This is a genomic window from Neisseria sp. CP9 (assembly GCF_047758525.1).
Classification (GTDB): Bacteria; Pseudomonadota; Gammaproteobacteria; order Burkholderiales; family Neisseriaceae; genus Neisseria.
In genome coordinates this window covers 1,158,883-1,174,024 of record NZ_CP180502.1, presented here as the reverse complement: position 1 = coordinate 1,174,024, position 15,142 = coordinate 1,158,883, and the positions used below count along the sequence as shown (strand labels likewise).

Genomic DNA, 15,142 nt, shown 5'->3' with positions numbered 1-15,142 from the left:
ATTACAAACCCTTCCGCATAATCCGCTGCCCCAGCCGTGCGGAGAGGCGGTTAATCCAATAGAGCCACTTCGTTTTGCCAATCATGCTTTCAAAGCGGTTGCGTTCAAAATCACGCCAAAATTCGTCTGCCAATTCGTCGGGCGAAATTATCAGGTGCGCGTGCCCCTTGCCTTTGTACATGGGCGTGGCGACCATGGGCGGCAGGATTTCGAACACGCGGATACCGCTGTTTTCCAACTGCCAGCGCAACACTTGCGAAAAGCTGTGTAGCGCGGCTTTGGTGGCACAGTAAACGGCGCAGGTTTCCTTGGGCACCACCGCCAAGCCCGATGATACGTTGATAACGGCGGCCTGCGGCTTGCCCGCCAGCATGGGTAGGAAGGCGCGGGTGAGCTGCACGGGCGCGGTGAGATTGACGGCGATTTCCTGCGCGATTTCGTCGTCCGTCTGCTCGTCTAACCGTTTGGTGAACTGGATGCCGGCGTTGTTGATGAGGATACTGGTTTCGGGAAACTGCGCCGCCAGCCGTGCGCGGTCTTCGGCTTGGGAAACGTCGGCGACGGCATATCCGCAACGTGCGCCGTTATCGTGCGGGCTGCCTGAAAGCTGTTCTCCTGAAAGTTGTTCTACGGCTTGGCGTAGCGCGTCTTCGCGCCGTCCGACCAAAATCACGCGGTTGCCCGCTGCATGGAACTTTTTTGCCAGCGCAAAGCCGATGCCGGTGGCGCCGCCGGTGATGAGTACGGTGTGTTGTGTGGGGAGCATGGGGTTTCCTTGTTTTGGGGGTGCAGGCTGCTTTTTTCAGGCTGCCTATTCTTTCAAAAAGCCGTATTCGTACACCAGTGGTTCGAGTTTGGCAGCGAGGGCGGCGTAGGTGGTTTCGAAGGGGGCGAAGTCGGTTTGCGGAGCGGCCTTTTTCAGGGCGTTGCGGATTTTATAGCAGCCTGCACCGCTTTTGTCGAGCAGGTATTCGTCGCGGATTTTGCGTTCGATGTCGGCCCGGTAGAAGGCCTGCCACAGCAAGCCGTAGGTCGGATACTTGTATCCGACACAGTCCAAGATGTCGGATTCGAGAATCCGACCTTGTATATCGGAACACCCGTATCATAGCAACAAACCGCCCGGCCGCCACCCGCATCCGACCAAGGCAAACAACCGTTGCGTAGCTCAGGGAGCGGTCGGGCAACCCATCGACACGACCGGACAGTTGCCAGACAACACAACCGAATGCAAGGCAGGTTTATGATGAGTACCCAATACAATTACGCAGGCATCGACATCGCCAAACGAAACTTCGTCATCGCCGTTTCGTCTTTGTCTAAAACCAAAACCGAAACCAATAACCCCAAAGGTATCGCCCATACCGTCGAATACCTTAAAAAACACAACGTCGCCCTCGTCGTGATGGAAAGCACCGGCGGTCTCGAAATCCCCGCCGCCAAAGCCATCCACCGCGCAGGTATGGCCGTGATTATCGCCAACCCGCGTCAGACGCATCAGTTTGCCCAATCACAGTCGCTGACCAAAACCGACGCCAAAGATGCCAAAATGCTCGCCTTCTTCGCGCAGATGACGGCACAGAAAGAGGATTGGCAAACCATGCTCTACCACCCGCCCACCGAAGCGGAAGAAGTGTTGGAAGCATTGGTTAACCGCCGCAACCAGCTGGTGGATATGCGGACTGCCGAGAAAAACCGTCTGCATCAGGTTCATGAAACGCAAGTCGAAAGCGTCAAACAACTGATTGCCCATTTTGACCGGCTGATTGACGAATTGGACAAACAAATCGACGACCACACCCACACGCATTTTGACGGCAAAGCCCAAGTAGCGGAACAAATCAAAGGCATCGGTTCGATAACGACGGCTACGCTGATGGCGATGCTGCCCGAATTGGGGCGGCTGAGCCACAAACGGCTGGCGAGTCTGGTCGGTATTGCGCCACACCCGAGGGAGAGCGGGGAAACCAAATTCAAAAGCCGCTGCTTCGGCGGAAGGTCTGCGGTGCGTAAGGCGCTGTATATGGCTACCATGGTAGCGACACGTTTTGAACCGCTTATTCGGGATTTCTACCAGCGCCTGCTGTCCAAGGGTAAGCCATATAAGGTTGCCGTTACGGCATGTATGCGCAAACTGCTGACGGTATTGAATGCCCGGATGCGTGATTACTTTGCCGAAAATGGTATCCAAACGGCTTGATTTGAGTTTTGGTATTTTTGCCCGACGGGGTGAAAAATACAGTTGCTACGACGCTGCGCGGGAATGACGGCAGGGGGTGCGTTCTATTTTAATCTACATAAATATGTGTCGGTATTAAAAAAGGTCGTCTGAAACCTAATGTTCGGTTTCAGACGACCTTTTCCTATCTGCGGGTAAGCCTATTTCGCCCCTTTAAACCCGCGCTTCAAATGCACCATCAGCAATGCCACTGCCGCAGGCGTTACGCCGGAAATGCGGCTGGCTTGTCCGACGGTTTCAGGTTTGTGCTGGTTGAGCTTCTGCTGCACTTCGGCGGATAAACCTTTGACTTTGCTGTAATCGATGTCGTCGGGCAACTTTAGGGTTTCAATGTCGCGACGGCTATCGATTTCTTCGTTTTGGCGGTCGATATAGCCTTGGTATTTGACTTGGATTTCGACTTGTTCGATGACTTCGGCGGAGAGGTTTTCAGACGACTTTGCGCCTTCGAGCGTCATCAGTGCGGCGTAGTCGAGGTTCGGGCGGCGCAGGAGGTCGTGCAGGTTGGCTTCGCGGCTGAGTTTTTGTCCGAACACGCGGATTTGTTCGTCTTCGGCGAGTTTTTGCGGCGTGTACCATGTTGTTTTCAAACGTTGGATTTCGCGTTCGATGGCTTCGCGTTTTTCGTTGAACATGCGCCATTGCTCTTCACCCACCAAGCCGATTTTGTGGCCGTCTTCGGTCAGGCGCATGTCGGCGTTGTCTTCCCTGAGTTGCAGGCGGTATTCGGCGCGGCTGGTGAACATGCGGTAGGGTTCGTTCACCCCTTTGGTGATGAGGTCGTCCACCAATACGCCGAGGTAGGCTTGTTCGCGGCGCAGCAGGAGCGGGTCTTGTCCGCGGACGTATTGCACAGCGTTTGCGCCTGCGAGCAGGCCTTGTGCGGCGGCTTCTTCGTAGCCGGTCGTGCCGTTGATTTGTCCGGCGAAAAAGAGGCCTTGGATGGTTTTGGTTTCAAGGCTGGCTTTGAGGTTGCGCGGGTCGAAGTAGTCGTATTCGATGGCGTAACCGGGGCGCAGGATATGGGCGTTTTCCAGGCCTTTCATGCTGCGCACGAGGGCGATTTGGATGTCGAACGGCAGGCTGGTGGAGATACCGTTGGGGTAGTATTCGTTGGTGGTCAGGCCTTCGGGTTCGAGGAAAATCTGGTGGCTGTCTTTGTCGGCGAAGCGGTTGATTTTGTCTTCGATAGACGGGCAGTAGCGCGGGCCGACGCCTTCGATTTTGCCGGTAAACATGGGGCTGCGGTCGAAGCCGCTGCGGATGATGTCGTGTGTTTTCAAATTGGTATGCGTAATCCAGCAGGACACTTGGCGCGGGTGCATATCGGCGTTGCCGCGCACGGAAAAGACGGGCACGGGGGTGTCGCCGGGCTGTTCGGTAAGTTGGGAGAAATCAATCGTGCGCCCGTCGATGCGCGGCGGCGTGCCGGTTTTCAGACGGCCTTGCGGCAGGTTCAATTCGCGCAAACGTCCGCTCAACGATTTGGCGGCGGGGTCGCCGGCGCGGCCGCCTTCGTAGTTTTCCAAACCGATGTGGATTTTGCCGGACAAAAACGTGCCTGCGGTCAGCACGACGGCGCGGGCTTTAAATTCCACGCCCATCGCGGTGATTACGCCTGAAATGCGGTCGCCGTCGAGCGTTACGTCGTCAACCGACTGCTGGAAGAGGTCGAGGTTTTCTTGGTTTTCCAGCATTTCGCGGATGGCGGCTTTATACAGGATGCGGTCCGCCTGCGCGCGCGTGGCACGCACTGCCGCGCCTTTGCTGGCGTTCAGGCGGCGGAATTGTATGCCGGATTTGTCGGTGGCCAACGCCATCGCGCCGCCGAGCGCGTCGAGTTCGCGCACAAGATGGCCTTTGCCGATGCCGCCGATGGAGGGGTTGCACGACATTTGTCCGAGCGTTTCGATGTTGTGTGTGAGCAAAAGCGTCTGCGCGCCCATGCGGGCGGCGGCAAGCGCGGCTTCCGTGCCTGCGTGGCCGCCGCCGACGACGATGACGTCGTAGGTTTTGGGGTAAATCATGTGGGTCATGTGTGTCAACGTGCCTAATGGTTTCAGACGACCTCTTTTCTCTGACAGAGGTCGTCTGAAAATATAATGAATTCAAAAATAAACGTGGGATTGTACGCTTTTTCGGGGGGATTTGACAGGTGGAAAGGCGCTTGCGGGTACGGGATGGGGAAAAGGTCGGCGGATTCGCATTTGAAGTGCAACTTTCCATAACAGAAAAAGGCCAGTATGAGGTAGCATACGGCCTTTCCTGCAAGAAAGATTGCCATGAGCTACACACAACTGACCCAAGACGAACGATACCATATCCAATACCTGTCCCGCTACTGCACCATCGCCGAAATCGCCAAACAGCTTAACCGCCACAAAAGCACCATCAGTCGCGAAATCAAACGGCACCGTGCCCAAGGACAGCAATACAGTGCCGAAAAAGCGCAACGGCAAAACCGGCTTACCAAACAGCACCCGCGAAAACCCTATAAACTCAATTCGCAGCTGATTCAACACATCGACACCCTTATCCGCCGCAAACTCAGTCCCGAACAAGTATGCGCCTACTTGTGCAAACACCACCAAATCACACTCCACCACAGCACCGTTTACCGCTACCTCCGCCAAGACAAAAGCAACAGCGGCACTTTGTGGCAACACCTCAAAATATGCAGCAAACCCTACCGCAAACGCTACGGCAGCACATGGACCAGAGGCAAAGTGGCCCAACCGCGTCGGCATAGAAAACCGACCCGCCATCGTCGACCAGAAAACCCGCATCGGCGATTGGGAGGCCGACACCATCGTCGGCAAAGATCAGAAAAGCGCATTATTGACCTTGGTCGAACGCGTTACCCGCTACACCATCATCTGCAAATTGGATAACTTAAAGGCCGAAGACACTGCCCTAGCGGCCATTAGGGTATTAAGGGCACATAAAGCCAGAGTCCACACCATCACCATGGATAACGGCAAAGAGTTCTACCAGCACACCAAAATAGCCAAAGCATTGAAAGCGGAGACTTATTTTTGCCGCCCCTACCATTCTTGGGAGAAAGGGCTGAATGAGAACACCAACGGACTCATCCGACAATATTTCCCCAAACAAACCGATTTCCGCAACATCAGTGATCGGGAGATACGCAGGGTTCAAGATGAGTTGAACCACCGGCCAAGAAAAACACTTGGCTACGAAACGCCAAGTGTTTTATTCTTGAATCTGTTCAAACCGCTGATACACTAGTGTTGCACTTGAAATCCGAATCCAAGGTCGTCTGAAAACAGGGATGAACGAGTTTCTCTAAAAAACCGAATCTCAAGGTTTTCAGACGACCTCGTTTTTATTCGCAACCTGCTCCCTCTCCCGTCCGGCGGGAGAGGGTTGGGGAGAGGGTAGCTCTTAGGGTTACACAAATTCGATTTTACCCGAGGCCAGAGAACCACCCCCATCCTAGCCTTCCCCCGTCAGACGGGGGAAGGAACAGATTGCCGTTGCAGCCACCCGTAGCGTGGGCTTTGCCCACGAGATGAAAGCAAATGAGATTATTGTCTGACATGGTTAGACAGCAGGTTTCGCGGGCAAAGCCCACGCTACCAACTTGGTTTGCCCCAACCTGCTTGAATTAAACAAAAAGGTCGTCTGAAAACCTCAAAATTCAGTGAACTGCACCCCAAAAGTTGGACACATCCCCTCCAACCACCAAGGTGCAGTTTTTTTATGAGCAAATATACATTACACTTTAAATACCAAGCCGTACTCCACTACCTGCATATACGCAGCCAACAGCGTACCGCAGATCATTACGGCATCTCCCGAACCCACCTGCGACGATGGATACGCGCCTATCAAGAAGGCGGCATCGGCGCACTCGAACATCCCCAATCCAAAACCATGCCCCAACACCGCAAAAACCCCTTCATCGCCGACAAACCCGACCACGAAAAAACACAGGCGGAGCTTATCGAAGAGTTGTGCTATATGCGCGCAGAGGTCGCCTACCTAAAGGAGTTAAAAGCCCTCAGCCAAAAGCGGACCGAAAAGGACAAAGCCAAACCGTCCAAACACTGAGGGCGCAACACCCGCTCAAATACCTGCTGCACATCGCAAACCTGCCCAAAAGCAGCTTTTACTACCATCACCAAGATCGACCCGATCCCGACGAGGCCGACAAAGCCCTCCTTGTCGAAACCTACAAACGGCATAAAGGACGCTACGGACAAAGGCGCATTGCCGCAGCATTGGATTGGAACCGCAAAAAAGTGGCGCGGTTGATGAAGCAGTTGGAACTGAAAGCCCTCATACGGGCGAAAAAAGCCTACCGCCATCCCGCCATGGGCGAGATATCGGAACACCTCCTCAAACGCCGGTTCACAGCCGAAAGACCCAACGAAAAATGGCTGACAGACGTGACCGAACTCAAAGGAAAGGACGGCAAACTGTACCTCTCGCCAATCTTGGACTTGTTCAACCGCGAGATCGTCGCCTACGCCATGAGCCGCAATGCTAACAGCGAAATGGTGAAGGAAATGCTCGAAAAAGCCGCACCCCGGCTGACTGATAAGGGAACGATGCTTCATTCGGACCAAGGCGTGCTGTACCGTACGGCGGGATATAGGGAATTGCTTGCGGAACATTCCATGGTTCAAAGCATGTCGCGAAAGGCGAACTGCTGGGACAATGCGCCGATGGAAAGCTTCTTTGCGGTGTTGAAGACGGAGTGTTTCTATAACGCAGGAGAATTGACGGTGGACGAATTGATGAAACAGATAGATGACTATATGGATTACTACAACCGGGAGCGTTGCAGTTTGAAATTGAAAAAGCTGAGTCCTGTCGCATACAGAACCCAGCTTGCACAGAGCGCCTGAAAAGGCTTTTATGAGTGTCCAAGATTTGGGGGCCAGTTCACAGTTTTTAGACGACCTTTCGCTCAGTTCAAAGCAGAAAATCCATCCCAACACCGTCAGGCATTATTCATAAACTTTTAACAGCTCTACTTCAAACACCAACGTTGCGTTAGGCGGAATCACACCGCCGGCGCCGCGTGCGCCGTAGCCCATTTCGGCGGGAATGGTCAGCTTGCGTTTGCCGCCTTCTTTCATGCCGCCGAAACCTTCGTCCCAGCCTTGAATGACCTGACCCACGCCCAACGTAATCGTCAGCGGCTGACGGCGGTCGAGGCTGGAGTCGAATTTGGTGCCGTCTTCCAGCCAACCGGTGTAATGCACGGTAATTTCTTTACCCTTCACGGCCTCTTTGCCGTGGCCTTCCTGCAAATCTTCAATAATCAAACCGCTCATGTTTTATCCTTTCATAGCGTTTTCAATCAGTTAACAATATCGACTCTTCGATATTCCGCGCTGAAGGGTATCATAGCTGCCGTTTCCGATAAAGCAAAAGGTCGTCTGAAAACGGATGGGTACGTTTTCAGACGACTTTTCAACTTATCGTCAACCGATGGGCAATCAATTTGAGCCGTTTTGCAATGAGCGGGCATAGGTGTCGTTGTAGCCGATGCCGGTGATTTCGCGCACGCCTGTGGCAGGTGCGGTGAATTTCACGCGGTCATCATCTTTACGCATATCGTGCGCGTCGTGATATTCGACTTGGGTTAAGCCCGGAATGGGGCCGGAGTCGTTGGCATGGTTCCATTCAGGAATGCGGCTATCGGCGAAAGATGCGGCGGCGGCTACGGCGATGAGGGAGGTGAAGAATGCTTTTTTCATGATACTTTCCTTATGATGTTGAATATAAACGATGAACTGCATAGGCGTTCAAGCGATGGAAAGCATTTTATTGATTTCTTTTTGATTGATAAATATCTATTTTGTTGAAAGAATATTTACTATTGAGAAACAATATTTCCTAATCCGTTTTCAGACGACCTCCAGTCAAAACTTATCCACAATGGTGCAGCGGCGTAGTCCATTCCTGTTTCACGGTTTTATTCTTTTCGTAGCGTCGCCATGCTTTTTCGTGGAAATAGAAAACGACGGTGTTGGCAAGCGGCTCGACCAGCGCGACTGCGCTTGAGATGCAAATGCTGCCGGTCAAAATATAGGCAACGCCAAACGCGGTGGCGAAATGTAAAATGGCAAAGGTCATGGTTTTAATCATGATGGTTTCCTGATATGGTGATGTCTGTATGATTCGGATAATAACCATTCTCAACTATGCCGTATATTTTGAATGTTTTATCTGATGTTAGTTTATTTAAATCATTATTTTATTTTTGATAGGTGAAATATGAATCCACTGTGCATTGCCGTTCTCGACCGCGACACGCTTGCCGATCGTCCGTTTGACTTTGATTTTCCGCATACTTTAAGCAGCTATGGTTCGACTGAGGCGCATCAGACCGCCGAACGCATACAGGGCGCGGACATCATCATTACCAACAAAGTCGTGATTTCCGCCGAACACATCGCCGCCAACCCGCAGCTCAAACTGATTGCGCTAGCCGCGACGGGCGTCAACAATGTTGACCTTGCTGCCGCCAAGCAAGCGGGCGTGAGCGTGTGCAACATCCGCGCTTACGGCAATGAATCCGTGGCGGAACACGCGTTTATGATGATGATTACCCTGATGCGCAACCTGCCTGCCTATCAGCGAGACGTTGCAGCAGGCTTGTGGGAAAACTCGCCGTTTTTCTGCCACCTCGGCGCACCGATGCGCGATTTAAACGGTAAAACACTGGCGATTTTCGGTCGCGGCAACATCGGACAGACGCTGGCAACTTATGCACAGGCGTTCAAAATGAAGGTCGTGTTTGTCGAACACAAACACGCCGAAACCGTCCGCGACGGCTACGTTTCCTTTGACGAAGCCGTCCGCACTGCCGACGCGCTGTCGCTGCATTGCCCGCTCACGCCGGAAACGGCAAATATGATAGGCGAAGCCGAATTGCAGCAGATGAAGCCCGGCGCCGTCATCATCAACTGTGGACGCGGCGGACTGGTGGACGAACACGCGCTCATCGCCGCCTTGAAATACGGGCAAATCGGCGGGGCAGGTTTTGACGTGTTAACACAAGAGCCGCCGCGCGACGGCAACCCTCTGCTGAAAGCCCGACTGCCCAACCTCATTGTCACGCCACACATTGCATGGGCAAGCCAAGAGGCCGCCAACCGTCTGTTTGACATCCTTGTGGACAACATCAACCGCTTCGTCGCGGGCAATCCGCAGAATTTGGTTTGACGCTGACAATCCTAGCCCTGTTGATAATTTTGTGAACAATTTAGAAGGTCGTCTGAAAATTTTCAGACGACCTTTTGTATATTGATATTTTTCAATAGATTAGGTTTGATTTGATTAAATTGGAGCGGGGTTCGGATTGTGGATAAGTTGTGAGCAATCCGTGGATTTTATTAAAAACCGATGTTTTGAAACGGCAAAGGTCGTCTGAAACCTGAATCTTGGTTTTCAGACGACCTTTCGCATATGGATAAGGTTTAATCTTATTTGCCGATGCAGAAACGCGAGAAAATCACGCCCAGCAAATCGTCAGCGGTGAATTCGCCGGTGATTTCGCTGCACGCGTTTTGGGCGAGGCGCAGGTGTTCGGCGAAAAGCTCGATTTGGTTGTTGCCGCAAAGGGCGGCGTTTTCCAGCTCGGCTTCGGCTTCGTGCAAGGCGTTGAGGTGGCGGCTGCGGGCGAGGAACAGGCTTTCGCTTTCGCCCTGCCAGTCGACTTCTTGTAAGAGCGCGTGTTTGAGCAAGTCGAGGCCGGCGCCGGTTTTGGCGGACAGGCTGATGACGGTGTCCGCGCCGGTTTGCGCGAGGCCGTCTGAACGGACGGCGACGGGTTCGCCGGTCAGGTCGGCTTTGTTGTGGATTTCGATTTTTTTCAAACCTTCGGGCAGGCTGTTCAAAATGGCTTGGGTTTTGGCGTTCACGCCTTCGCGCGGGTCAATCAGAATCAGGGCGACATCGGCTTCGGAGACGGCTTTGCGGCTGCGCTCGATGCCGATTTGTTCGACCACGTCGTCGGTTTCGCGCAGGCCGGCGGTGTCGATGATGTGGACGGGCACGCCGTCGAGGGTGATTTGTTCGCGCACGGTGTCGCGGGTGGTGCCGGCGATGTCGGTTACGATGGCAATGTCGTCGCCCGCCAAGGCGTTGAGCAGGCTGGATTTGCCGACGTTGGGCGCGCCGACGAGGACAACGTTCATGCCTTCGCGCAAAATCGCGCCTTGTTCCGCGCTGGCGAGGACGGTTTTCAGACGACCTTGCAGAGCTTGGAGCTTGCCGCGCGCGTCGGCGGCTTCGAGAAAATCGATATCTTCTTCGGGGAAGTCCAGCGTGGCTTCAACCAGCATCCGCAGGGTAATAAGGTCGTCCACCAGCTCGTGTATGTGTTGGGAAAACGCGCCTTTGAGCGAACGCAACGCCATGCGTGCGGCGGATTTGCTGGAGGCGTCGATGAGGTCGGCGACGCTTTCGGCTTGGGCAAGGTCGAGTTTGTTGTTGAGGAAGGCGCGTTTGGTAAATTCGCCCGGCTCCGCCATGCGCGCACCCAGTTCGAGACAGCGCGAGAGCAGCATGTCCATTACGACGGGGCCACCGTGTCCCTGCAATTCAATCACATCTTCGCCGGTGAAGCTGGCGGGGGCGGAGAAGTAGAGCAGGATGCCGTTGTCTATCGGCTGTCCGTCGCCGCCGAGAAAGTCGGTGTAAAGCGCGGTGCGCGGTTTGGGCGTTTTGCCGCCGCTGAGGGTTTGCGCCAAAGGCAGCAGGTTTTTGCCGGAAAGACGGATCACGCCGACGCCGCCGCGTCCGGGTGCGGTGGCGATGGCGGCGATGGTGGGTTGGGATGCGGACATGGCTGGCTCGTATCGGAAATTTAATGGACGGTATTATATAGTGATTTCACAATGATAAAGGTCGTCTGAAAACCTTGATTTTGGTTTTCAGACGACCTTTTTGTCTTTTTCTTCAATGAGCCGGAAGGATTAACGTTTTTTCTTGGCGTTTTTCTTTTCGGCGGCGGCAAGGCGCATGGCGACGAATTCGACCATCAGCTCTTTTTTCGTCCAGAAGAAGTTTTTCATTTTTTCCAGAGAATAGATTTTGCGAACCATCATGGGCAGGCCGGCATGGATGATGGCGGCGACTTCGCCGTTGCGGGTTTCGTCCGCCATGGCGGTTTTGAGGTCGGTCTGGTTGGCGGCGAGGTAGTCGCCGAGTTGTTTTTGAACGCTGGTGCTGATTTCAAATTGCTTAATCATGTTTTCTTTCCGTTTTGTGTTTGTTCCGCGAGGTATGGCGGCTATTAGTTTTAATTACATGCGCATTTTAACAAAGTTTAATCTTATTGCATATCGACTGTGCGAAATTATGACGTAATTTACAATTTTTCGGGCGTAAAACAGACAGTCGTTGATATAAAGAAAACAGCCGCTGCGGTTTGGCGGGTAAAATACGCGTTTTCGAGCGTGAGGTCGTCTGAAAATGTATTTGTGGTTTAAGCTCTTGCATGTGTTTTTTGTGATTTCGTGGTTTGCCGGTCTGTTTTACCTGCCGCGTATTTTTGTGAATCTGGCGCAGGTCGAAGCGGCGGAGCAGCCGGTGGAATATGAGCGGCTCTCGGCGATGTCGCGGCGGCTGTATAAGTTTATGTCGCCGTTGGGATTCGGGACGCTGGTGTGCGGCATTTTGATTCCGTTTGTTACGGGTTGGTGGGGGCAAGGCTGGCTGCATGTAAAGCTTTTGATGGGCCTGCTGCTTTTGGCTTATCAATTTTATTGCGGCGCGCTGCTGCGCGGCTTTGAGGAAAAACGCAATACGCATTCGCACAAGTGGTACAGGGTGTTTAACGAAGTGCCCGTATTGATGATGGTTGTTGCTTTGTATATGGTGGTGTTCAAGCCGTTTTGATGTGTTTGTAAAACCTGTTTTCAGACGACCTTCTTTTATATTGGAATCAAACAGATGACTATTGAAATCGAACGCCGTTTCCTGTTGAAAAACGATGATTGGAAGCGCGAAGCCTCTGCGCCGCAGGTGTTGCAGCAGGGCTATTTGAGCGTGGAAAAAGAGCGCACCATCCGCGTGCGCATTATTGACGACAAGGCTTGGCTGACTTTGAAAGGCTATATTTCGGATGTCAGCCGCAGCGAGTTTGAATACGAAATTCCTTTGGCGCACGCGCAGCAGATGATGGAGACGATGTGTCCGTTTAAGATGGAAAAACACCGTTATCGGGTGGAGTTTAAAGGTTTTGTGTTTGAAATCGACGAGTATTTCGGCGACAACGAGCCTTTGGTGGTGGCGGAACTTGAGCTGCCTGCGGAAGATACGCCCTTTGAAAAACCGGACTGGCTGGGCGCGGAGATTACGTCGGAAGGAAAATTTACCAATGCGTATTTGAGCAAACATCCTTATTCGACTTGGTAGGCGGGTTGGGGAACAACGGCACGCCGCTGATACTGGTCGCGGATTGTAGCGTGGGCTTTGCCCGCGGAAAATGGCTTGGACGATTGTCCGGTTCGGGATTTGATCGGCAGATTCGCGGGCGAAGCCCACGCTACGGTTGGCTTAATTTAATTCGCTATATCGGCTGTTTGAGAATCACAAAGGTCGTCTGAAAACCGGTTTTCAGACGACCTTTGTGATTTTATTGATTCATCGCATCGCTGGCGGACGGTTTGACGGCAAACCGCCTGTTTTCGTTTATCGGATGCGGGTGTAATGGACGAATGCGTAACCTGTGCCGTTGGCAGAAGTGTGGGTTTCGCGGGCTGCTTCGCGCCATTCTGACGGCGAAAATTCAGGGAAAAACGCATCGCCTTGTACGCTCAATGCCACTTCGGTAATCCGTAAATCGCTGGCGAGCGGCAGGGCTTGGGCATAGATTTGTGCGCCGCCCATGATGGTGATTTCTTCCACAGCCGCACATAATGCCAACGCTTCTTCAAGGCTGCCGACGGTTTCCGCGCCTTCCGCTGTATAACCTGCCTGACGGCTGATGACGATATTGCGGCGTCCGGGCAGCGGCTTGCGGGGTAGGGATTCCCAAGTTTTCCGCCCCATCACGACGGGTTTGTTGAGGGTATAGGATTTGAAAAATGCGAAGTCCTCGGGCAAGTGCCAAGGCATGGTGTTGTTGATGCCTATGCAACGGTCGGGTGCGCAGGCGGCAATAAGGGTGATTTTCTGCATGGGATAGTCTTTTGATTGATAAGTAGATGTATTGTAAACGATATGTAAACGCCGGTGTTCAAAACGAGGCGTAAAAACCATATGGCAATGAATGATGACTATTATTTTAGAATATAGTGTTTAGTTTCAAAATAATGTTCAAAACTATTAATATATAGACAAAAATTTACATACCGTTTATCATTAAAATAGACCGCTTAGATGGTCCTTTATTTATTTGAGATTTTGCATTGTTTGATGCACAAGGGAGCAGTGTATGACAGGCTCTTATGCCTTATATCGTTGCGCGGTATTGTCCACGTCGAGTGGCTCTTTGTCGGGCATACTTGATCGGGACAGCCCGATTCAGATTCTGCATCTGAATGTATTTATGGAACAACAAGAGTTCGCTGACGGACTGGAAATCAGCAATGAAGAATATTGCAATTGGCGCCGCGAGCATTTGGACAGCGATGTTTCTACAACACCGCCGTCGTCTGAAGATTTATTGAGGACTTTTCAATATTTGGTCGGTCAAGGTTATCACGAAGCCATTGTGACGACGTTGAGCCACAAATTAAGTGATTCTGCCGATATGGTGCGTCAAGTTGCCGAACAGGTTCCGCAATTAAAAGTCCATGTCGTCGATACAGGGACATGCTGTATGCCTGAAGGCTTTTTTGCTTTGGAAGCAGACCGCCTGTTGCGCGAAGGAAAAAATCCGACTGAAATCGTTGCCTATCTGGAAAAATTAAAAGAACGTTGCAACATCATTTTCGGACTGTCCACAATCAAATCCCTTGTCGGCAGCGGCACGATGGCAAGATTGGGCGCTTCGTTGTGCGACTGGTTGGGGCTGCGCGCCGTATTGCGCTTTTCGCAAGATCAGTTGTGCCGGGTCGAATCCACTTCCGATGACGAAAAAATGTTTGATGCCATCATCGACCAAGTGTTGAAACTGATGCAAGGCAAAAACAGGGAACAATTTATCCTCGGCGGTCTTTATACGGGCGAACGCGACCGGTATCGGATATTTGCAGAACGCTTCTTCAAGCGGACCGGTATCTGTTTGGATGACGGCGTCCCCGTATCGCCGGTGGTGGCGGTGCACGTCGGCATCTGCGGCGTCGGCGTCGGCATGGTCGAAAAACTCGAAGCGGCGGCATAAGGAGCAACACCGATCTGCCTGCATTCCTGATGTTTATTAAGCGGCAATTCAACATTGTGTAAATTAAAAAAGGTCGTCTGAAACTCCGATTCAGGTTTCAGACGACCTTTTTTTGTCTGAGGTAACGGCTTATTGCTGCTTCGCCGCCCATTCCGCAGGCGTGGCGGCAACAGAAATCGACAGCGCGTGCAATTCGTTGCTGGCCAATTGCGCTTTCAGACCGTCTTTGATCAGGCGGTGGCGGGCGAGGCGGGCTTTGCCTTCAAACTCGGAAGAGACAATGACGGCGAAGAAGTGATGTCCGTCGCCTTCGACTTCGACGTGTTCGCAAGCGGCGACGCCTTCAATCAGCGATTTGACTTGTTCTGGGGTAAGCATTTTTATTCCTTGTTTCAAAAACATTGCGGCATTATACAGAATAATGCCGTCTAACATCGCCAACTTGCTGAGGATAGTATTTTAAAAGCTATTCATTAATATTGAATTAACATAAGTTTTACAGAGGTCGTCTGAAACGTTTTCAGACGACCTCTTTTCTTATTTTTGGATGTCGGATACTTAAAAATATCATTTTTTCAGTACGGATGAAT

Annotated in this window: 17 protein-coding genes and 1 pseudogene; 8 read left to right on the top strand and 10 right to left on the bottom strand. The window is 52.4% G+C overall.

All coding sequences use genetic code 11. The features are described 5' to 3' along the window. Position 1 precedes the first annotated feature (1 nt). Positions 2-766 (bottom strand): SDR family oxidoreductase, encoded by a 765-nt coding sequence (locus tag ACMYUL_RS05540; protein WP_415772487.1) that lies wholly within the window; start codon positions 764-766, stop codon positions 2-4. Between the two features lie 45 nt (positions 767-811). Then, positions 812-1,060 (bottom strand): hypothetical protein, encoded by a 249-nt coding sequence (locus tag ACMYUL_RS05535; protein WP_415772485.1) that lies wholly within the window; start codon positions 1,058-1,060, stop codon positions 812-814. Between the two features lie 186 nt (positions 1,061-1,246). On the opposite strand from ACMYUL_RS05535, the gene ACMYUL_RS05530 reads away from it, so the two are divergent. Then, complete coding sequence (locus ACMYUL_RS05530; RefSeq protein ID WP_415772887.1) at positions 1,247-2,200, top strand: IS110 family transposase; 954 nt, start codon at positions 1,247-1,249, stop codon at positions 2,198-2,200. A gap of 179 nt (positions 2,201-2,379) precedes the next feature. Here ACMYUL_RS05530 and mnmG read toward each other — a convergent pair whose 3' ends face one another. Next, complete coding sequence (mnmG, locus tag ACMYUL_RS05525; RefSeq protein ID WP_415772483.1) at positions 2,380-4,275, bottom strand: tRNA uridine-5-carboxymethylaminomethyl(34) synthesis enzyme MnmG; 1,896 nt, start codon at positions 4,273-4,275, stop codon at positions 2,380-2,382. Between the two features lie 246 nt (positions 4,276-4,521). On the opposite strand from mnmG, the pseudogene ACMYUL_RS05520 reads away from it, so the two are divergent. From ACMYUL_RS05520 to ACMYUL_RS05510, 3 genes and pseudogenes are all read left to right on the top strand, one after another. Further along, positions 4,522-5,488 (top strand): annotated as a pseudogene (locus ACMYUL_RS05520) (IS30 family transposase). Between the two features lie 474 nt (positions 5,489-5,962). Next, positions 5,963-6,313, top strand: coding sequence for a helix-turn-helix domain-containing protein (locus tag ACMYUL_RS05515; protein ID WP_242883573.1), 351 nt, complete (start codon positions 5,963-5,965; stop codon positions 6,311-6,313). Next, complete coding sequence (locus ACMYUL_RS05510; RefSeq protein ID WP_415772481.1) at positions 6,217-7,113, top strand: IS3 family transposase; 897 nt, start codon at positions 6,217-6,219, stop codon at positions 7,111-7,113. Before ACMYUL_RS05515 ends, ACMYUL_RS05510 begins: the two co-directional genes overlap by 97 nt. A 102-nt stretch (positions 7,114-7,215) precedes the next feature. On the opposite strand, the gene ACMYUL_RS05505 is transcribed toward ACMYUL_RS05510, so the two are convergent. The 3 genes from ACMYUL_RS05505 to ACMYUL_RS05495 all read right to left on the bottom strand — a co-directional run bounded on the left by ACMYUL_RS05505 (position 7,216) and on the right by ACMYUL_RS05495 (position 8,362). Continuing rightward, the gene (locus ACMYUL_RS05505; RefSeq protein ID WP_003743612.1) at positions 7,216-7,545 is read right to left on the bottom strand and encodes an FKBP-type peptidyl-prolyl cis-trans isomerase; all 330 of its coding nucleotides are present in this window, start codon (positions 7,543-7,545) and stop codon (positions 7,216-7,218) included. 165 nt (positions 7,546-7,710) lie between these two features. Beyond that, the gene (locus ACMYUL_RS05500; RefSeq protein WP_415772479.1) at positions 7,711-7,971 is read right to left on the bottom strand and encodes a hypothetical protein; all 261 of its coding nucleotides are present in this window, start codon (positions 7,969-7,971) and stop codon (positions 7,711-7,713) included. Between the two features lie 172 nt (positions 7,972-8,143). After that, positions 8,144-8,362: a DUF2061 domain-containing protein gene (locus ACMYUL_RS05495; protein WP_342031935.1), complete on the bottom strand. Its 219-nt coding sequence runs from the start codon at positions 8,360-8,362 to the stop codon at positions 8,144-8,146. A 129-nt stretch (positions 8,363-8,491) separates the two neighbouring features. On the opposite strand from ACMYUL_RS05495, the gene ACMYUL_RS05490 reads away from it, so the two are divergent. Then, on the top strand, positions 8,492-9,442 hold the full coding sequence (locus tag ACMYUL_RS05490; RefSeq protein ID WP_311151498.1) for a D-2-hydroxyacid dehydrogenase: 951 nt from the start codon (positions 8,492-8,494) through the stop codon (positions 9,440-9,442). A gap of 260 nt (positions 9,443-9,702) precedes the next feature. Here ACMYUL_RS05490 and mnmE read toward each other — a convergent pair whose 3' ends face one another. Beyond that, complete coding sequence (gene mnmE / locus ACMYUL_RS05485) at positions 9,703-11,067, bottom strand: tRNA uridine-5-carboxymethylaminomethyl(34) synthesis GTPase MnmE (RefSeq protein WP_415772476.1); 1,365 nt, start codon at positions 11,065-11,067, stop codon at positions 9,703-9,705. Between the two features lie 129 nt (positions 11,068-11,196). Next, complete coding sequence (locus ACMYUL_RS05480; protein WP_003762327.1) at positions 11,197-11,472, bottom strand: hypothetical protein; 276 nt, start codon at positions 11,470-11,472, stop codon at positions 11,197-11,199. 223 nt (positions 11,473-11,695) lie between these two features. Here ACMYUL_RS05480 and ACMYUL_RS05475 point away from each other — a divergent pair, with 223 nt between their 5' ends. After that, the gene (locus ACMYUL_RS05475) at positions 11,696-12,121 is read left to right on the top strand and encodes a CopD family protein (protein ID WP_070515038.1); all 426 of its coding nucleotides are present in this window, start codon (positions 11,696-11,698) and stop codon (positions 12,119-12,121) included. Positions 12,122-12,175: 54 nt separating this feature from the next. Further along, positions 12,176-12,640 carry a CYTH domain-containing protein gene (locus tag ACMYUL_RS05470; protein WP_070515042.1) on the top strand — a complete coding sequence of 155 codons (465 nt, stop codon included), beginning with the start codon at positions 12,176-12,178 and terminating at the stop codon, positions 12,638-12,640. Positions 12,641-12,916: 276 nt separating this feature from the next. Here the strand turns inward: ACMYUL_RS05470 and ACMYUL_RS05465 are convergent, their stop codons facing one another. Continuing rightward, positions 12,917-13,405: a dihydrofolate reductase gene (locus tag ACMYUL_RS05465; protein ID WP_070515044.1), complete on the bottom strand. Its 489-nt coding sequence runs from the start codon at positions 13,403-13,405 to the stop codon at positions 12,917-12,919. 256 nt (positions 13,406-13,661) lie between these two features. On the opposite strand from ACMYUL_RS05465, the gene ACMYUL_RS05460 reads away from it, so the two are divergent. Then, positions 13,662-14,552 (top strand): DegV family protein, encoded by an 891-nt coding sequence (locus ACMYUL_RS05460; RefSeq protein WP_415772473.1) that lies wholly within the window; start codon positions 13,662-13,664, stop codon positions 14,550-14,552. Positions 14,553-14,681: 129 nt separating this feature from the next. On the opposite strand, the gene ACMYUL_RS05455 is transcribed toward ACMYUL_RS05460, so the two are convergent. Continuing rightward, the gene (locus tag ACMYUL_RS05455; protein ID WP_029609441.1) at positions 14,682-14,930 is read right to left on the bottom strand and encodes a BolA family protein; all 249 of its coding nucleotides are present in this window, start codon (positions 14,928-14,930) and stop codon (positions 14,682-14,684) included. Between the last annotated feature and the right edge of the window lie 212 nt (positions 14,931-15,142).